This window comes from Sulfitobacter sp. 15WGC, assembly GCF_005068605.1.
GTDB lineage: Bacteria > Pseudomonadota > Alphaproteobacteria > Rhodobacterales > Rhodobacteraceae > Sulfitobacter > Sulfitobacter faviae.
Genome location: NZ_SZNL01000008.1, coordinates 134,044 through 152,107, shown reverse-complemented (window position 1 = coordinate 152,107; position 18,064 = coordinate 134,044). Strand labels below are relative to the sequence as shown.

Below are 18,064 nucleotides of genomic sequence, written 5' to 3'. Positions count from 1 at the left end.
CGGTCTTGTATTTTTCGTTATCCCAGAGGCGGTTCTCCATCACATCGCGGATGATCGCGACCGCCTTGGAGACATCCTCGGCGTCCAGATAAAGCGGCGTGAAGCCAAAGCGCATGATGTCGGGCGCGCGGAAGTCGCCAATCACGCCGCGGTCGATCACCGCCTGTATCGCGGCATAGCCTTCCTCGAAGCGGAAGGAGACTTGGCTGCCCCGCTCGGCGCTGCCCCGCGGGCTCGCCAGCGTCAGCTGCGGCACGTCGCGCTCGATCTCCTCGATGAACTGCTCCTGCAACGCCACCGAGGTCTCCCGCAGCGCCTGCATGTCGACATCGGCCCAAAGCTCCATCGCCACTTCCAACGCGGTGAGCTGAATGACCGGCGGCGTGCCAACGCGCATCCGCTCGATCCCCTGTCCCGGCTCATAGCTTGTGTCGAAGGCAAACGGCTGGCGATGGCCCAGCCAGCCCGCCAGCGCCGGCTGCACCTCGTCGGCCAGATCGGGGCGGACGTAGATGAAGCCCGGCGCGCCCGGCCCGCCGTTGAGGTACTTGTAGGTGCAGCCCACGGCGAATTCGCAGTTGGAGCCTGCAAGGTCCACCGGCAGCGCCCCCGCCGAATGCGCCAGATCCCAGATCATCACCGCGCCATTGGCATGGGCCAGTTCGGTGATTGCCTTCATGTCGTGCTTGCGGCCGGTACGGTAATCGACCTCCGTCAGCATCACGGCGGCGATATCCTCGCTAATGGCTTCCGTCACCTCCTCGGGTGCCACGGTGCGCAGCTCATAGCCTTGCTCCAACAGCCCCACCAGCCCCTCGGCCATGTAGAGGTCCGACGGGAAGTTGCCGTTGTCCGACAGGATCACCTTCCGCCCGGGCCGCAGCTTCAGCGCCGAGGCCAGCGCCTGAAACACCTTGATCGAGAGCGTGTCGCCCATGACAACCGAACCCTCGGGCGCGCCGACGATCCCCGCCACCATATTGCCGACGCGGGCGGGCTGTTCCATCCAAGCAGCCTTGTTCCAGCCGCGGATCAGCATCTCGCCCCATTCGTCCGTGATCATCTCCTGGACCCGCGCCGCGGCGGCCTTCGGCAGCGGCCCCAGCGAGTTGCCATCAAGGTAGATGACACCCTCGGGCAGGACAAACTGATCTTTTCTCAAAACAGACACTTATAGCGCTCCTCTCACATGCCAAAGCTCGGGGAAGAGCTCCACTTCGAGCATTTTGCGCAGATAGGTCACACCCGAGGTGCCGCCCGTACCGCGTTTGAATCCGATGATGCGTTCCACGGTGGTGACGTGGTTGAACCGCCAGCGGCGGAAATAATCCTCAAGATCAACGAGCTTCTCCGCCAATTCGTAGAGTTCCCAATGGGTGGACGGGTCTTCATAAACCTTTTGCCAGAGGTCTTGCACCTCTTGCTTGGCCTCCCATGCACGCGGCTCGGGCTGGCCGGCGAGCGAGGGCACCCCCATCCGGTCACAAAGCAGATCGACCGCCACCTGATAAAGGCTCGGCTGCTGCATCTCCGACACGAGCGCCGCGTGCGGCTCGGGCGTATGTTCGTGCAGCTTGGTCAGCGCGGCGATGCGGTTGCCCAGAAGATATTCGATCAAGCGATACTGGTAGGACTGGAAGCCCGAGGACGCGCCAAGGTAGGGGCGGAACTGCGTGTATTCGCTGGGCGTCATGGTGCGCAGCACGTCCCAAGCCGAATTGAGCTGCTCGAAGATCCGCGCGACCCGGGTCAACATCTTGAAACTGGGGCGCAAATCACCAGCCTGCAGGGCCTTGCGACAGGCCGTCAGCTCGTGGATCGCAAGCTTCATCCAAAGCTCGGACGTCTGGTGCTGGATGATGAACAGCAGCCCGTCATGCGCCATGTCGAGCGGATTCTCGGTGGTCAGGATCTGGTCCAGGCCGAGGTAATCGCCATAGGACTTGTCCTTGGCGAAATCCATCTTGGCGCCCTTGGAGGCTTCGTCGAACGTGCTCATGTGCCCTCTCTCAGCGCGAAACGCTGGATCTTGCCGGTCGCGGTCTTGGGCAGCTCCTTGATGAAACGGATGTCGCGCGGGTATTTGTAAGGCGCGATCGTCGCTTTAACATGATCCTGCAAGATCTTGATGGTATTGGAATCTTCTGGCGTGCCTTCGACCAGAACCACATGCGCCTGCACGATGGAGCCGCGCGCCTCGTCGGGGGCGGCGACCACGCCGCATTCGCTGACCCAAAGGTGGCTTAGAAGTGCGGCTTCGACCTCCGGACCCGCGATATTGTAGCCCGAACTGATGATCATATCGTCGTTGCGGGCGGCGAAATTCAGGTAGCCGTCTTCGTCCATGATGAAGCTGTCGCCGGTGATGTTCCAGCCGTCCTTGACGTAATCGGCCTGCCGTTTGTCGCCCAGATAGCGGCAACCGATCGGCCCGCGCACCGCAAGCCGCCCCACCTCGCCGCGGGGCACCTCGTTGCCCTCCGCGTCGATCACCTTGGCCTCGTAGCCCGTCACCGGCTTGCCCGTGCAAGCGGCGCGGTGGTCGTCGAAGCGGTTGGAGATGAAGATATGCAGCATCTCCGTCGCCCCGATGCCGTCGAGCATGGGCTTGCCGGTTTTCTCCTGCCACTCGTGGTAAACAGGCGCGGGCAGCGTCTCGCCCGCCGAGACCGCAGCGCGCAGGCTGCTGAGGTCCGCGCCCTCTTCCATCGCCTGCAGCATGGCACGGTAGGCGGTCGGCGCGGTGAAACAGACCGTGGCTTTGTACTTCTCGATGATCTCGATCATGTTGGGCGGGCTGGCGGTCTCCAAAAGCGTCGCCGCGGCCCCGAAGCGGAGCGGGAATACGGCAAGACCGCCGAGGCCGAAGGTGAAGGCCAAGGGTGGCGAGCCCACGAAGACATCTTCCGGGCTGACGCTGAGCACCTCGCGGGCATAGCCATCCGCGATGATCAAAAGATCACGGTGAAAATGCATTGTTGCCTTGGGGTTACCGGTGGTTCCTGATGTAAATCCGAGCAGCGCCACATCGTCCTGCGCGGTGTCCACCGCCTCAAAATGAACCGGTTTTTCCAGCGCCAGACGGTCCAACTCGGCGTCGTGGTTGCTGGTACCGTCGAAGCCCGCGACGGTCTTGAGGAATTTCGAGGTCTTGGCGCAGGCCGTCATCTCATCCATCAGCCGCGTGTCGCAGAGCGCATGGGTGATTTCGGCCTTGTCGACGATGGCCGAAAGCTCACCCGCGCGCAGCATCGGCATGGTGTTGACCACCACCGCCCCCGCCTTGGTCGCCGCCAGCCAGCAAGCCACCATGGCGGGGTTGTTGGCCGAACGGATCAGCACCCGGTTGCCCGGCTTCACGCCCAAGTCCTCAACCAGCGCCGCGGCCAGACGGTTGGTCCAGTCCGACAACTCCTTATAGGTCCGCCGCCGCCCGTTGCCGATCAGCGCGGTGTGATCACCGAACCCTTTTTCCACCATTTTATCAGTGAGTTCGACGCCGACGTTCAGGCGTTCGGGATAGTCGAAACGCTCCAGCAACAGATCCGGCCACTGGTCGAAAGGCGGCAGGTTTTCGCGGGCGAATGTGTCTTCATGTCCGGTCGGATGCAGCTTCATGACATGGCTCCCAAAGTCTGTCGCGCGATGACAACACGTTGCACGTCCGAGGCGCCCTCGTAAATGCGCAAGGCCCTGATTTCACGGTAAAGTCGCTCGACTGCCTCGCCATTACGCACACCATCGCCGCCGTGCAATTGAACCGCCTTGTCGATGACCTTTTGCGCCTGATCGGTGGCAAAGAGCTTCGCCATTGCCGCCTCGCGGGTGACGCGCGGCGCGCCGCTGTCCTTGGCCCAGGCGGCGCGGTAGACCAGCAGCGCCGCGGCATCGACGTCAAGCGCCATGTCCGCGATATGGCCCTGCACCATCTGCAACTCGCTCAAGGGCGCGCCCTGCACCTGACGGCTGGTCACGCGGGTGAGCGCCTCGTCCAGCGCGCGGCGGGCAAAGCCGAGGGCCGCGGCCGCCACGGTGGAGCGGAAGACGTCGAGGACCGACATGGCGATGGCAAAGCCGCGCCCCGCCTCACCCAGAAGCGCTGAGCCGGGCAGTTTCACGCCGTCGAAATGCAGCGTCGCCAGCGGGTGCGGGGCCATGACCTCAAGCCGTTCCTCGACCTTTAGCCCCGGCGTGTCGGCGGGCACGATGAAGGCCGAAAGCCCCTTGGCACCCGGCGCCTCGCCGGTGCGGGCGAAGACGGTGTAGACATCCGCGACGCCGCCGTTGGAAATCCACGTCTTGCGCCCGTCAAGCACATAGCCGTTGCCATCGGCCTTGGCGGTCATGGTGGAATTGGCCACGTCCGAACCCGACTGCGGCTCGGTCAGGGCAAAGGCCGAGATCGCCTGCCCCGAACGGGTCTTGGGCAGCCATTCGGCCTTCTGCTCATCGGTCCCGAAGAGCGAGATCGCGCCGGTGCCAAGTCCCTGCATCGCAAAGGAGAAATCCGCCAGCCCGTCGTGCCGCGCCAGTGTTTCGCGGATCAGGCAGAGCGTGCGCACGTCGAGCACCTCGTCCCCCTCGGCCCCGCTGTGGCGCAGCCAGCCGTCCTGACCCATCATCGTCACCAGATCGCGGCAGGCGCCATCGGTGTCGCCGTGATCCACGTTTTTCAGTTCGCGCTTGGCCCAGTCGTCGAGCTTCAGCGCCAACTCCTTGTGGCGCGGTTCGAAAAAGGGCCAGTCGAGAAAACTTTTGTCAGCCATGGTTACGCCTCCCCGCGTGTTATCTTTTGGCTTTCGTATTCGGCTCAGTCCCCTTCGAAGACTGGGCGCTCCTTGGCGACGAAGGCGTTGTAGGCGCGCTCGAAATCACCCGTTTGCATGCAGATCGCCTGCGCCTGCGCCTCGGCCTCGATCGCCTGTTCGATCGACATGGCCCATTCTTGGGCCAGCATCGTCTTGGTCATCATATGCGCGAAATTGGGGCCCGCCTGGATTTTCTTGGCCAGTGTCATGGCCTCTTCTTCCAGCGTCTCGCCTGTTACCAGACGGTTGTAGAAGCCCCAGCGTTCGCCCTCCTCGGCCGACATCGAGCGCCCGGTGTAGAGCAGTTCGGCGGCCCGGGTTTGGCCGATGATGCGCGGCAGGATCGCGCAGGCGCCCATGTCGCAGCCGGCAAGGCCCACGCGGGTGAAGAGGAAAGCCGTCTTGGCCTCCGCCGTCGCCAGCCGCAGGTCCGAGGCCATAGCGATGATCGCGCCCGCGCCGACGCAGACACCGTCGACGGCGGCGATCACCGGCTTGCCGCAGTTCACGATGGCCTTGACCAGATCGCCGGTCATGCGGGTGAATTGCAGCAGCTCTTTCATGTTCATCTTGGTCAAAGGGCCAATGATATCATGCACATCCCCGCCGGAGCTAAAGTTACCCCCGTTGGAGCCGAAGATCACCACGTCGACGTCATCGGCATAGACCAGATCGCGGAACCAGTCGCGGAACTCGGCGTAGCTGTCGAAGGTCAGCGGGTTCTTGCGGTCGGGCCGGTCGAGCCGCACGGTGGCGATCCGGTCTTTGATCTCGCATTGAAAATGCGTCACATCACTGCGCATTGGCTTTTTCCTCTTCTTCCGTTTGGGCGGCGAAGGCTTGTAGGCGGGCCGCCATGGCGCGGGCTTCCTCGGAGGAGATTCCGCGCAGTTTTTCGTTGATCCAATCTTCATGCGCCTGCGCTTGGCGGGCGAATTGCGCCGCCCCCTCGGACGTCAGCCGCAGCATCATCGCACGCCGGTCGCCCGGCACTGGGATGCGCTCCACCAACCCCTCTTCGCTGAGGCGGTCGGCGATGCCGGTGACATTGCCGTTGGACACCCGCAGCACGCCGGAAAGCTGGCTCATCTTCAGCCCCTCGGGATGGCGCGAGAGGGCCGACATCACGTCGAAACGTGGCAGCGTGGTGTTATGCTCGCGCCGCAGCGTATCGCGCAGCTCCTGCTCCAGCCCGCGCACCACTTTCAGCAGCCGCAGCCAGAGCCGGACGCGATCCTTTGCCGCGTCGCTCACACCTCGCCCCCCGATAGCGCCAGCGCGTGGCCGTTGACCGAGGCCGCGGCATCTGAGAGCAGGTAAAGCACGGCGCCCGCAACCTCGGAGGTCTCCACGAAACGGTTCTGCGGGCTGGCGCGTTTCAGCAGGGCGCGGGCCTCCTCGGCGCTCTTGCCGGTGGTGCTGGTGATGTTCTCGACCGAGCGTTCCAGCAGCGGCGTGTCGATGAAACCGGGACAGATTGCGTTCACCGTGATGCCCGTGCGCGCCAGTTCCAGCGCCAGCGCGCGGGTGAGGCCGACGACACCGTGTTTCGCCGCGACATAGCCCGCAACGTAAGGATAGCCCTTGAGCCCCGCGGTCGAGGCCACGACGATCAGCCGCCCCTGCCCGGCCTCCTTCATCTCCACCAGTGCCGCCTGCCAGACGTTGAAGACGCCCGTGACATTGACCGCCATCATGTCGGTCATGTCCTGCGCGGTGATCTTGTGGAAAGGCGCGGAATGGGCAGCACCCGCGTTGGCGACGACGCCGGTGATGGGGCCATTCTCAGCGCGCGCGGCGGCGAAGGCGGCCTGCACGGCCTCCGGATCGGTCACGTCGCAGGTCTGGAACGGCAACCCCTGCTCGCGCAGGGGCGCTTCGCGGCGGCCCATGATGGTCACCTTGGCGCCGGTGGCAGCCACCGCATGGGCGATCTCGGCCCCCACGCCGGTGCCGCCGCCGGTGATGACGATATGGCTCATACTTTCTCCATCTCCGCGGCACGGTCCGCGAGACGCCATGCCTGATCCCGGCCCGGGCCGTAGGGCAGCGGCCAGTCGGCGTGGCGGTCGCCGATGGCGGCGGCGGCGTGCAGGGTCCAATAGGGATCGGCCAGATGCGGACGGGCGAGGCAGACCAAATCGGCGCGGCCCGCCATGAGGATCGAGTTCACGTGGTCGGCCTCGTAGATATTGCCCACGGCCATGGTCTTGATCCCGCCGTCGTTGCGGATGCGGTCGCTGAAAGGCGTCTGGAACATGCGGCCATAGACCGGCTTGGCCTGTTTCGAGGTCTGGCCCGCCGAGACGTCGATGATGTCGGCCCCGGCCGCGCTGAACATGCGCGCGATCTCGACCGCTTCTTCGGGCGTGACGCCGTCTTCCTCGACCCAGTCGTTGGCCGAGATACGCACCGCCATCGGCTTCTCCTCGGGCCAGGCGTCGCGCATGGCGCGGAAGACTTCCAGCGGGTAGCGCATGCGGTTCTCGAGGCTGCCGCCGTATTCATCCTCGCGCCGGTTCGACAGGGGCGAGATGAACGACGAGATCAGGTAGCCGTGGGCCGCGTGCAACTCGATCATGTCGAAATTGGCACGGTCGGCCATGCGGGCGGCCTCGACAAATTCGTCGCGGATCTGGTCCATGTCGGCGCGCGTCGCTTCCTTCGGCACGGCGTTGTTTTCCGACCACGGGATCGGCGAGGCCGAGATGATCTCCCAGTTCCCGGCCTTGAGCGGCGCGTCCATCTCCTCCCAGCCGAGTTGGGTCGAGCCCTTGCGCCCCGAGTGGCCGATCTGGCAGCAGATCTTGGCGTCGGTCTCGGCATGGACGAAATCCGTGAGCCGCTTCCACGCCGCCTCATGCTCGGGCGCGTAGAGGCCGGGGCAGCCCGGCGTGATGCGGCCCTCGGGGCTCACACAGGTCATCTCGGTATAGACCAGTCCCGCGCCGCCCTTGGCGCGTTCGGCGTAATGCACGAAATGCCAGTCGGTCGGACAGCCGTCGACGGCCTTGTACTGCGCCATGGGCGAGACGACGATGCGGTTTTCGAGCTTCATGTCGCGCAGGCGGAAGGGCGCGAACATCGGGGCACGGATCGGGCCGTTGGTGTCGGCCCCGGCCTGTTCGAGGAACCATTTCTCGGCCCCCTCAAGCCATTTCGGATCCCGCTCGCGCAGGTTTTCATGGCTGATCCGCTGGCTGCGCGTCAGCATGGAGTAGTTCAACTGCACCGGGTCCAGATCGAGATAGCGCTCCACGTCCTCGAACCATTCGACCGAGTTGCGCGCCGCCGATTGCAGGCGCAGCACCTCAAGGCGGCGGGCCTCCTCGTATTTCTCGAAAGCCGTCGGCAGATCGGCATCGTCTGTGACGTGTTTCGCAAGCGAGATCGCCGATTCCAGCGCCAGTTTCGTGCCCGACCCGATCGAGAAATGCGCCGTGGCCGAGGCATCGCCCAGCAGAACGACATTCTCGTGGCTCCACTTTTCGCAAAGCACGCGCGGGAACTTGATCCAAGCCGAGCCGCGGATGTGGCTGGCGTTGGTCATCAGCTTGTGGCCATCAAGGTGGTCCTTGAAGATCTCCTCGCAGATCGCGATGGTCTCTTCCTGCGTCTTCTCGCCGAAACCGTAGGCGTCGAAGGTCTCCTGGCTGCATTCGACGATGAAAGTCGCGGTGTCCTTGTCGAACTGGTAGGCGTGAACCCAGATCCAGCCCTTGTCGGTCTTCTCGAAGATGAAGGTGAAGGCATTGTCGAACTTCTGATGCGTGCCGAGCCAGACGAAGGGGCAGCGGCGCACGTCGATGTCGGGCTTGAAAGTGTCCTCGAACTCCATCCGGGTCTTGGAGTTCAGACCGTCCGAGGCGACCACGAGATCGTAGTCGTCCATGTATTCCGAAGCGGCTTTCACCTCGGTCTCGAACTGAAGGTTCACACCCAATTCGCGGGCCCGCTCCTGCAGGATCAGCAAAAGGCGCTTGCGTCCGATGCCGCAGAAGCCATGGCCGGAGCTGAGGATCGTGTTGCCCTTGTGGTGCAGCGCGATGTCGTCCCAATAGGCGAAGTGGCTGCGGATTTCCTTGGCCGAGACGGGATCGTTGGCTTCGAGATTGTCCAGCGTTTCGTCCGAGAGCACGACGCCCCAGCCGAAGGTGTCATCGGGGCGGTTGCGCTCAAGCACGGTGACATCGGCCTCGGGCTGGCGCAGCTTGAGAGAGATCGCGAAGTACAGCCCCGCAGGACCGCCGCCAAGACAGATTGCACGCATCGAAATTCCCCTCTGGTTCGCTTTGGAAGGAGCCTAGGGCGAGTCGCTTTTTCGTTCAAGAATAAATATTTTATGCTTGAAGCAAATTGGTGGTTCGTCTGTTTGCGCGCAGCGGACGCGTTGAACCCGCAGGCCATAGGGCCTATGCCGTTGAGACATTCCACGACGGGGGCAGCGCGATGACGGGTTTGAGCAATGCAGATTGGCTGGCGGTAGAGGTTCACGAGGCGCGTTTGCAGGTCTGGGCCATGCAGGGCGCATCGGTGCTAGAGAGCGCCATCAGCGATGGCGAGGCTGCCGAACCCGGCGACCTCGCGGCCTTCGACGCCGCGCTCGCTAAGCTCGCCGCGCCGTGGCAGCTGCCCCGCCTGCCGGTCTTCGTCGCTGGCATGCCCGCAGGCAGGACCGATGCCGCGCCGCGCATGGTGCCCTGCTCCGCCACGGCTGAACGCACAATGGCTGTCGCCACCGAAAACTTCGACCTTCAGGTCATCCCACCCCTGCGCCAGCAGACCCCCAGCGGTCTGCTGCAAGGGGCCGAGACGCGCATCGCGGGGTTTCTGAGCCTCAACAAAGACTGGGACGGGGTGATCTGCCTGCCCGGAGCCACGTCGGTCTGGGCGCAGATCAGCGCGGGCGAGGTGGTGAGTTTTCAGACCTTCCTGACCGGGGAATTGCTGGCCCTCTTGGGCGATGGCCCCCCCGCCGAGGGCACGGCGCTGGACGACACGGCCTTTGACGATGCACTCAGCGATGGGCTGTCGCGGCCTGAGCGTATGGCGGGGCGGCTGGCCTCCATCCGGGCCGAACTGGCCTTGCAAGACATCCCGCCACCCACCGCAGAGGCGCGGCTGGCGGGTACTTTGATCGGGGCGGAACTGGCGGCGGCGCGGGCCTATTGGCTGGGGCAAACGCTGGCGGTGATCGGCACGGGCGGGGCTGTGCCGCTCTATCTGCGGGCGCTCTCCCAACAGGGCGCACCGGCGACCGAGGCCGATGGCAGCCGCATGGCGCTGGCGGGGATTTGCGCGGTACGGCGGGCGGTTAACGGGGGCTAACCCCTGCCCGCCCGCATCTTTCCGATCAGTCTTTCTTTTGCCCGTCGGTCTTTTTCTGCATGTCCAGATTGACGAGATCTTCGAGCATATCGAGCAGGTCTTCCATCCGCTGCTTGCCGAAACGCGCCTCGAAATCTGAGAACAGCGCCGCCGCATCGCCCGCGTGATCTTGGATCACCTGACGGCCCTGATCGGTGATGGTGACGATGGATTTGCGCCCGTCATCGGGATCGCTGGCGCGGCTGAGCAGCCCCTCCTCCTCCATCGCGCGCAGCATGCGGGTCAGGCTCGGCAGCAGCAGACAGGCCTGCTGCGCCAGTGCGGTCTGCTCCATCGGGCCGGATTCCTCGACCACGCGCAGCACGCGGAACTTCTGTTCCGATATGCCGCTTTCGTTCAAGATCTCGCGGATCGGCCCCATCACCCTTTCCCGCGCGCGCAAGAGCGCAATCGGAAGGGAGCGGGCAGTGCGGCGCAGGGGGGGCATTGGGGCCATTCTTGACGGTTTCCTGATCGCTACTTACCAAGTCAAAGACCGCCCAAAAGGGCGTGACGATCACCATAGCCGCTGTGACAACATTCTTGAAGAGGTCAAGCCCAGCGGAACAACAGTGAGACAATACAACAACATGGGGCAGGAAATGCGGATGACAACCAGAATTCCACAGCAAGGGAGCGGCGCATGAACTGGGAGGATTTCCGAGCTTGGGGCCGCCGCGCCGCCGATTGGGCCGCCGATTACCATGCGGGTCTGCGCAACCGTCCGGTACGCGCGCAGGTGGCCCCCGGCGCGGTGCTTTCCGCCCTGCCCGATGCCCCGCCCGAAGGGGCCGAGGCGATGCAGGCGATCTTCGACGATTTCGAACAGACCCTCATGCCCGGCATGACCCATTGGCAGCACCCCCGCTTCTTTGCCTATTTCCCCGCCAATGCCGCGCCGGTCTCGGTGCTGGCGGAATATTTCGTCTCGGCCATCGCGGCGCAATGCATGCTGTGGCAGACCTCTCCGGCAGCGACGGAGTTGGAGACCCGCGTTTGCGATTGGATGCGTCAAGCGATCGGCCTGCCGGATGGCTTTACCGGGGTGATCCAAGACAGCGCCAGTTCCGCCACGCTCTGCGCCGTGCTGACCATGCGCGAACGCGCGCTTGATTGGCAGGGCAACCGCGCGGGGCTGTCGGGCCAGCCGCGCCTTCGGGTCTATTGCTCGGCAGAGGTGCATACCTCGGTCGACCGGGCCATCTGGATCGCGGGGCTGGGCGAAGAGAACCTTGTCCGCATTCCGACCCAAGGGGCGAGCCGCGCGATGGATGCCGAAGCGCTCCGCGCCGCCATCGCCGCCGACCGTGCGGCGGGGCATCTGCCGGCGGGCATCATCGCCTGCACCGGGGGCACCAGCGCGGGGGCCAGCGATGACATTGCCGCGGTGATGGATGTGGCCGAGGCCGAAGGGCTCTACACCCATGTCGACGCCGCTTGGGCCGGGTCGGCGATGATCTGTCAGGAATTCCGCAGCCTTTGGGCCGGGGTCGAACGGGCCGACTCGGTGGTGATGAACCCGCATAAATGGCTGGGGGCGCAGTTTGACTGCACCACGCATTTCCTGCGCAATCCCGACGATCTGGTGCGCACCTTGGCAATTCAGCCGGAGTATCTGAAGACCCATGGCGCGGATGGCGTGGTGAACTATTCCGAATGGTCCGTGCCGCTGGGCCGCCGCTTCCGCGCGCTCAAACTATGGTTCCTGATCCGCGCCCATGGGCTGGAGGGGCTGCGCGAGATGATCCGCAACCATGTGACATGGGCGCAGGATTTGGCCGCGCGGCTGGAGGCGACGGAGGGGTTCGAGATCGTGACCCAACCGATGCTCTCGCTCTTTACCTTCCGCCATCTCGGTGCCGAAGACCTCGATGCCCATAACCAAGACCTGCTGAACCGGATCAACGACGATGGGCGCATTTACCTGACCCAGACCCGGATCGATGGAGCATTCGTGATCCGCTTCCAAGCAGGTGCCTTCACCGCCACGGCCCAAGATGTGGCCATGGCCTATGACGTGATCACCGAATTGGCCGGGACTTAGGGCGCGATCAGGGTGACGCCCGGCATGGCGCGGATGACCTCGACATCCGCGTCATAGATCGCCGTCATCCGCTCGACCAATTCCTCGGTCCAGCCGGGCATGTCGAGCTCTTCTTCGATCTCTTCCTCCAGCGCGTATTTGTCGAGGAACGCGGTGATCACGCGGCGCTTCTGCGCCTCGGACATATCGGGATGGGTGTCGAGATAGCCGCGAAAGCGCTTCATCCCCTCCTCCGACATGATCGTCTGCAAAAGATCGAAACCGCCCCTAATCTTGGTCTCGGGCGCCAGCCCCGCCATCTCGCGAATGATCTGCGCCCAGATCAGCGGCGCGTCTTCATTGCACCACAGGGTGATGGGAATCCCCGGCGCCGCCTCGCGCAGCTGGCCGACCGTCTCGGACCAGCGCAGGTCCTCCGGCCCCCGCTCCCCCCAGAACGCCGCCGAGGTTTTATCCGCCGCTTTCTCGTAAAGCACCGGCACGAGGGAGGCGGGATTGCGGATCGCCATAAAGATGCGAATCTCATCTTCGGGGAAAAGCTGCGCCATGCGCAGCATGCGCACGGCGGCGGCGGGATAAAGCACGCCTTCTTGCAGGGCCGTGGCAGGCGAGCGGAAGAAATTCGCATCCGATAGGATCACCCGGCTGACTGTCCCATCATCGAGGATCGCGTCCAGCAAAACGTCCCGCGCCACCTCCGACGGCTCCGCCTTATGCATCGCGTTGAGCGTGTCGCGAAACAGGTTGCGATAGGTGCTGGGCCCGGGCACTTTGACGCCCGTCTTGGCGAGATCGTCCTGATTGCGCAGCAGGCATTTCAGCAGCCGCTCGTCTTCCGTGAAATGGACACCTGTGTGCAAAACGAGCTGCATGATACTCTGCTTACCCTTGAAAATCTCGGCGTTGAATAGCCCGTCCCGGCGCGCGTGTAAAATCCGAAAGAATCTCGCATTTCCCCTCTTGCACCCCCCGGCTCCTTTCTCTAAATGAGCCCTCAGTGCCCCTATAGCTCAGCTGGTAGAGCAACTGATTTGTAATCAGTAGGTCCGCGGTTCGAGTCCGTGTGGGGGCACCACTTCTCTCTTTAAATCATGCGCTGATCCGCTGCTGTTGGACGCTGGTTTACGCCTGCCTACAAGCGCGACCAAGCCGCCCGAAGGCCCCGCGCCCCTGCCGCATTCGGCAGACGCGGGGCCGTGGCCCCTAGCCCATCCGCTTGGAGCTATAGCTGCCGGGCGATGCCGGAAAGACCACGGTTTTATTGCCGTTCAGAAACACCCGGTGGTGAGCATGGGCGTGAATCGCGCGCGCCAAGACGCTCGCTTCCACATCGCGACCGAGCGAGACATAATCCGAGGCGCTTTGCGCATGGGTGATGCGCACGATGTCCTGCTCGATGATCGGCCCCTCGTCCAGATCGGCGGTGACGTAATGCGAGGTGGCACCGATCAATTTCACGCCCCTTTCATAGGCCTGCTTGTAAGGGTTCGCCCCCTTGAAGGACGGCAGGAAGGAATGGTGAATATTGATGATCCGCCCCGACATCTTTTGGCACATGGCGTCCGACAGAATTTGCATGTAGCGCGCCAGCACGATCAGCTCGGCGCCGGTTTCCTCAACCACTTCCATGATCCGCGCTTCGGCCTGCGGTTTGTTCTCCTTCGTCACCTTGATGCAGTGAAATGGAATATCGTGGTTCGCCACGACCTTTTGGTAATCCATATGGTTCGAGATCACGGCGACGATCTCAATCGGGAGCGCGCCGATGCGCACCCGGTAGAGAAGATCGTTCAGGCAGTGGCCAAAGCGCGAGACCATGACCACGACCTTCATCGTGGTGTCTTGGTCGTGGAATTCATAGGTCATGCCAAAGGGTTCCGCGACCGCTGTGAACCCCTCGCGCAGGGTCTCGAGCGTGGCACCGGTTTCGGCCTCGGCGCTGATACGCATGAAGAACTGGCCGTTTTCGGTGTCGTCGAACTGCGCGCTGTCGGTGATGTTGCAGCCGGTTTCAGCGATGTAATTGGCGATGGCGGCAACGATTCCGCGTTGCGAGGGGCAGGTCACGGTCAGGCAGAACTTGGTCATGGGCGGTCCTTAGGGGGGTTGGTCGGGGCGGCAGGGCTTGCGTCGCTTACTCTACCGTTTGCAGGCTCCGCGGCGGAAGGCAAGCGATAGCGCACGTATGACGGGGGTCGCCCATGCCTAGATCAACAGCCCTGCCTAGGTGCCGTTTTCCTATGCGCATCAATGTTGATCATCCGCCAAAAAACGGACGGCGGCGCATCAAAATGCACCGCCACCCCGGCAAGAACAATCGACCTATTGAATGCCGACCCTGAATTGCACCGCCCCGGTCTCTCCCGGCAACATCTGGCCCGTGCAATTCCACTCGATCGTTCCGGCATAACTGGCCACATTGCTTGCCGGCACCACCAGATCACAGCTGAGGTTGGGCGAGACCTGTTGCGGATCGACGATAGGCTCCGACAGCTGCGTATAAGGCGGGGTTCTATCGTAGATCTTGACGTTCGATGCCTGCGTGGTCGCGTTGTTTTGCAGATAGATGCGGTACAGAAGGATATCGTTCACACTGCCGAGGTTGGTGGTGCCCTCCCCAGTGCCTTGGGTCTCATTCTCGACTGTTTTGCGCAGTTCAATCTGGGTGGAACGCCCCCCGACCGAAACCTCATCGGTATTGCTGGCCGAACTGGTCACCGTGGTCCGGGCGAATGCCGTGGTCGCCAGCACTTGGTAGACGTAAGTACTCCCCTGCCCAGCGCCCGAACCGGCTGACACCCGTGAGACGATACAGATGGTCTGCCCCGTGGTGACGGCGATGGGGCCGGTGATCGGCCCATCGACGCTATCGTCACAGCCGATATCTTGGAACAGCGCCGCGCTGAACGCGCCGGTGGGGGTCGAAGTGGCACCGGCGTAGGAGAAGGTCACCTGCCCGTCTGAGGTGGCGGTATAGATATGCGGCAGGGTCGCAACCTGCCCCTGCGCGACGGTCGTGGTCCGGTCGTTGGTCAGACTGGGCAGTTGCAGCAGACCGATGTCCAGCCCCATGCGATTGCCGAAAGCCTCAGGTGTGAAGGTGAATTCGCCGTCATGCGGGTTGGTGTCGACCAAATCGGGCAGTCCGGTCGTCGCTTCCGAGATCGCCCGGTAATCATTCGCCGGGATCGCGCGGATCGTGATCGGGCCGCTGTAGCTGCCAGAGAGCCCATAGCTCCAAGTGCCATCCGTCGCGAGACCGGGGGTGGCCAGTACCGCACCACCACTGTCGAGGATCTCCAACACCGCCGAAGATGCCCCCCCTTCGCTGCCATTGCGCAGGGCGTCATGGGCGGTGCCGCCGTCTGCCCCGTTGTCGATAAAGACACGGCCCGTTAAAATCCGCTCTCCGGTGACGAGGGTCACGGAATAGGAGGCTTCGTCATCGTCGGGCAGTTGGTCGAACAGGTCATCGGTCAACGGCCCCGTGCTGGGATCGCTGTCGGGATCGGGCAGAGAGCTATAGATGATCTCGGCCTGATTGGTGAAATCACCGCTGCCCAGTACCGTGGTGGTGATCGTCAAGGTCTCGCTCTCTCCGCTCAGCAATTCATCCACGAACCACAAGCCCGTGTCGGGGTCATAGGTATCCCCCGTCGCGGGCGCATCGTCCGAGACATAGGCGAAACCGCTAGGGATCTGGTCGATCACCTTGACCCCCGAGGGCGAGCCGCCGCTGACATTGGTGATGGTGATGATCCAATCGATGGTATCCCCCTCCGATACATTGGTGATCGGTGTCGTCGTCCCTGTAGCGGCGGCGATTTTGCTGAGTTCGAGGTCACTGCCTGCCGGATCGAAGCCAAAGTCTTGGTCACTGGTCACGCTATTGCCAGAGACAGGAACGCCAAGCAGCGGGTTGGAGGTGCCGATGGTCAGGCCCGAAGGCAGATCGGGGTCCGCCTCGTCCAATGCGACACGGTAGGTCGTGTTCACCATCAACTCCCCCACCGCATAGGTGCCATCGGCCAAGGTATCCGTGGTCACCAGAAAGATGTCATCGGCGGTATTGGCCGGGGTGCCATTGTCGGCATAGACCGAAATGCCCACGCCCGCGCCGAAATTGCTCTCCCCATTGTCTTTCACGTCCGAAGCATCCGCGTCTTCATAGATATTGCCCGAGATGCCCCCCAATGGGATCGGTGCAGGCCCCCGGCAGGAGATGCCATCGCTGCGCCCGCCCTCATCGACGGGAATGCCGGATACCAGTTGCGGCACACCTGTCGCCGTTGAAATGACGAAGAGGTTGTTGGTGGTGTTGGAATAGCCATAGAGCCTGCCGTCACGGTCGAACCACAGCGCGTCGAACATGCCCGCATAGACGGCAGGACCGATCGCTTGGGGTGTCACGCTCCCCGGGGTGCCGTTGTTGACCGCTGCGCGGAACAGGAAGCCCGAGTTTCTGTCGATCCCATACATGATGCCATCCACGGGGTTGAAGGCGAGATCTTCGGGATTGACGCCGATGGAGAGGCTGATCTCGCCCAAGGCGATCGGCGTGGCGGGATTGCTCAGATCGACGATCTGCCATGTATTCAGATTCACTTCGTAAATCAGCCGCCCATTCGGCAGAATATCCCCCGCGTTCAACGCATCCCCCGCGCCGGAGATACTGCCGAAATCCGTGATGTCGCCCGCCCCGTCGATCCGGTAGAGCCGCCGACTGTTCTCATCTACGCCGTAGATATAGCCGTCCAGCGCGTTGTAGCCCCAAGCGCCGTCGCGGTTCTGTCCGGTGCTGCCCGAGGTCTCAACCGTTGTGGCATAGCTCCCCCCGCCGTCGCGGAAGGTCATACGCCTCAGCGCTGAGGGGCTGTCGACGATGGCATAGAGCGAGGCATCGCAGACCAGCGGCGGCGGATCGCTTGAGATGGTGAGCGTATAATCCTCCACCTCCCCCTCAAAGGCTGTGACAAGGCCAGTGCTGTCGGTCGACCAGCGAAAGCGGGCATAGGTGGGCAGTGTCGTGGCCCCCGCGGGGACCGCCACTTCGAAAAGGATCGTGCCATTGCTGAGACCATCCTTATCCTGCGGGCCGCCGTCTTGCAGGTTCACCGCCACCTGCTCCCCGGCTTGGTTAAAGGTGCCATCGCCATCGAAGTCGATAAAGGCCTGCAGATAGGACGACCCCGGCGCGGCAATCAGATCACTGACTGTCACCGTGATCTCGGCCAGACCACCACGGTAGAATTGCGGCAGGATCACCCCGTCTTCATCATCCGACCCGTCTGCATCATCCCCCGTGGCCCCGATGGAGTTCTGCGTCAGCAGATCGATATCCGGCGGGGTGCTGCCCAGATAGACCTCAGGCGCGCCCGGGCCTTCGATGATGTGCTGCGGATCGCCATAGCTCGCCGGGGCATCGCCCCGGTCGGCGTCTGGCGGTGTCTTGATGGTGATGCCATAGTCTTCGACCTCCCCATCCGGGGCGGGGGTGATCGCATCGAGCCCCGCGGTCGAGGACCAGCGCAGTCGGACAAAGGTCGGCGTCAGAACGGCGGTAACCGGCACGCTGACGGGGAATGAAATCTCACCATTCACCACCCCGTCGAGGTCTTGCGCCCCGCCGTCTTGGATATCCGTCGCGACCTGATCACCAAGGAAGAGGCCATCGCCGCCGAAATCGACGAAAGCCTGCAAATAGCCGGTGCCGGGGGTGGGTTCGTTGACCACCACGGTCACCGTGCGGGTCAGATCGCCATAGAGCTGGGGAAAGCTCTCTTCGCTTTCGTCATCCTTACCGTCGAGGTCATCGCCGGTGCCATCGACGGAATGCTGCGCCGAG

General features: G+C 63.4%; 14 protein-coding genes and 1 tRNA gene. 3 read left to right on the top strand and 12 right to left on the bottom strand.

Annotation, left to right across the window (positions count from 1 at the left end):
* The 8 genes from kynU to FCK22_RS08975 all read right to left on the bottom strand — a co-directional run.
* On the bottom strand, positions 1-1,171 hold a 1,171-nt coding region (kynU, locus tag FCK22_RS09010; protein ID WP_136720387.1), incomplete at its 3' end, for a kynureninase.
* Positions 1,172-1,999, bottom strand: a complete 828-nt coding sequence (locus FCK22_RS09005) for a tryptophan 2,3-dioxygenase family protein (RefSeq protein WP_067262715.1) — start codon at positions 1,997-1,999, stop codon at positions 1,172-1,174.
* Entirely contained in the window at positions 1,996-3,618 is a 1,623-nt protein-coding gene (locus FCK22_RS09000; protein WP_067262718.1) for an AMP-binding protein, read from the bottom strand. Before FCK22_RS09000 ends, FCK22_RS09005 begins: the two co-directional genes overlap by 4 nt.
* A complete protein-coding gene (locus FCK22_RS08995) occupies positions 3,615-4,766 on the bottom strand; it encodes an acyl-CoA dehydrogenase family protein (protein WP_067262720.1) in 1,152 nt (383 codons plus the stop codon). Before FCK22_RS08995 ends, FCK22_RS09000 begins: the two co-directional genes overlap by 4 nt.
* Positions 4,767-4,810: 44 nt before the next feature.
* Positions 4,811-5,611 carry an enoyl-CoA hydratase family protein gene (locus tag FCK22_RS08990; protein ID WP_067262722.1) on the bottom strand — a complete coding sequence of 267 codons (801 nt, stop codon included), beginning with the start codon at positions 5,609-5,611 and terminating at the stop codon, positions 4,811-4,813.
* Entirely contained in the window at positions 5,601-6,062 is a 462-nt protein-coding gene (locus FCK22_RS08985) for a MarR family transcriptional regulator (protein ID WP_067262725.1), read from the bottom strand. Before FCK22_RS08985 ends, FCK22_RS08990 begins: the two co-directional genes overlap by 11 nt.
* Entirely contained in the window at positions 6,059-6,790 is a 732-nt protein-coding gene (locus FCK22_RS08980; RefSeq protein ID WP_136720381.1) for an SDR family NAD(P)-dependent oxidoreductase, read from the bottom strand. The genes FCK22_RS08985 and FCK22_RS08980 overlap by 4 nt, the downstream gene beginning before the upstream one ends.
* Positions 6,787-9,078 (bottom strand): bifunctional salicylyl-CoA 5-hydroxylase/oxidoreductase, encoded by a 2,292-nt coding sequence (locus FCK22_RS08975; RefSeq protein WP_067263239.1) that lies wholly within the window; start codon positions 9,076-9,078, stop codon positions 6,787-6,789. The genes FCK22_RS08980 and FCK22_RS08975 overlap by 4 nt, the downstream gene beginning before the upstream one ends.
* Before the next feature lie 179 nt (positions 9,079-9,257).
* Between FCK22_RS08975 and FCK22_RS08970 the strand changes: the two genes are divergently transcribed.
* On the top strand, positions 9,258-10,136 hold the full coding sequence (locus tag FCK22_RS08970) for a 2-dehydro-3-deoxygalactonokinase (RefSeq protein WP_067263237.1): 879 nt from the start codon (positions 9,258-9,260) through the stop codon (positions 10,134-10,136).
* A 25-nt stretch (positions 10,137-10,161) separates the two neighbouring features.
* Here FCK22_RS08970 and hpaR read toward each other — a convergent pair whose 3' ends face one another.
* Positions 10,162-10,632 carry a homoprotocatechuate degradation operon regulator HpaR gene (hpaR, locus tag FCK22_RS08965; protein WP_331710992.1) on the bottom strand — a complete coding sequence of 157 codons (471 nt, stop codon included), beginning with the start codon at positions 10,630-10,632 and terminating at the stop codon, positions 10,162-10,164.
* Positions 10,633-10,818: 186 nt separating this feature from the next.
* Between hpaR and FCK22_RS08960 the strand changes: the two genes are divergently transcribed.
* A complete protein-coding gene (locus tag FCK22_RS08960) occupies positions 10,819-12,219 on the top strand; it encodes a pyridoxal-dependent decarboxylase (protein WP_136720380.1) in 1,401 nt (466 codons plus the stop codon).
* Here the strand turns inward: FCK22_RS08960 and FCK22_RS08955 are convergent.
* Positions 12,216-13,091, bottom strand: coding sequence for a hypothetical protein (locus FCK22_RS08955; RefSeq protein ID WP_067263077.1), 876 nt, complete (start codon positions 13,089-13,091; stop codon positions 12,216-12,218). The two genes, FCK22_RS08960 and FCK22_RS08955, sit on opposite strands and share 4 nt — an antisense overlap.
* A 127-nt stretch (positions 13,092-13,218) precedes the next feature.
* On the opposite strand from FCK22_RS08955, the gene FCK22_RS08950 reads away from it, so the two are divergent.
* Positions 13,219-13,294: transfer RNA gene (locus tag FCK22_RS08950), tRNA-Thr, on the top strand.
* 128 nt (positions 13,295-13,422) lie between these two features.
* Here the strand turns inward: FCK22_RS08950 and purU are convergent.
* Positions 13,423-14,307, bottom strand: coding sequence for a formyltetrahydrofolate deformylase (gene purU, locus FCK22_RS08945; protein ID WP_067263074.1), 885 nt, complete (start codon positions 14,305-14,307; stop codon positions 13,423-13,425).
* 234 nt (positions 14,308-14,541) lie between these two features.
* A complete protein-coding gene (locus FCK22_RS08940) occupies positions 14,542-17,952 on the bottom strand; it encodes a DUF11 domain-containing protein (RefSeq protein ID WP_248646484.1) in 3,411 nt (1,136 codons plus the stop codon).
* Between the last annotated feature and the right edge of the window lie 112 nt (positions 17,953-18,064).

What these genes read in the sequence shown, in the direction of transcription:
- FCK22_RS09005 (WP_067262715.1), bottom strand. Translation starts at nt 1,999, where the DNA reads ATGAGCACGTTCGACGAAGCCTCCAAGGGCGCCAAGATGGATTTCGCC.
- FCK22_RS09000 (WP_067262718.1), bottom strand. Translation starts at nt 3,618, where the DNA reads ATGAAGCTGCATCCGACCGGACATGAAGACACATTCGCCCGCGAAAAC.
- FCK22_RS08995 (WP_067262720.1), bottom strand. Translation starts at nt 4,766, where the DNA reads ATGGCTGACAAAAGTTTTCTCGACTGGCCCTTTTTCGAACCGCGCCAC.
- FCK22_RS08990 (WP_067262722.1), bottom strand. Translation starts at nt 5,611, where the DNA reads ATGCGCAGTGATGTGACGCATTTTCAATGCGAGATCAAAGACCGGATC.
- FCK22_RS08980 (WP_136720381.1), bottom strand. Translation starts at nt 6,790, where the DNA reads ATGAGCCATATCGTCATCACCGGCGGCGGCACCGGCGTGGGGGCCGAG.
- FCK22_RS08975 (WP_067263239.1), bottom strand. Translation starts at nt 9,078, where the DNA reads ATGCGTGCAATCTGTCTTGGCGGCGGTCCTGCGGGGCTGTACTTCGCG.
- FCK22_RS08970 (WP_067263237.1), top strand. Translation starts at nt 9,258, where the DNA reads ATGACGGGTTTGAGCAATGCAGATTGGCTGGCGGTAGAGGTTCACGAG.
- hpaR (WP_331710992.1), bottom strand. Translation starts at nt 10,632, where the DNA reads ATGGCCCCAATGCCCCCCCTGCGCCGCACTGCCCGCTCCCTTCCGATT.
- FCK22_RS08960 (WP_136720380.1), top strand. Translation starts at nt 10,819, where the DNA reads ATGAACTGGGAGGATTTCCGAGCTTGGGGCCGCCGCGCCGCCGATTGG.
- FCK22_RS08955 (WP_067263077.1), bottom strand. Translation starts at nt 13,091, where the DNA reads ATGCAGCTCGTTTTGCACACAGGTGTCCATTTCACGGAAGACGAGCGG.
- purU (WP_067263074.1), bottom strand. Translation starts at nt 14,307, where the DNA reads ATGACCAAGTTCTGCCTGACCGTGACCTGCCCCTCGCAACGCGGAATC.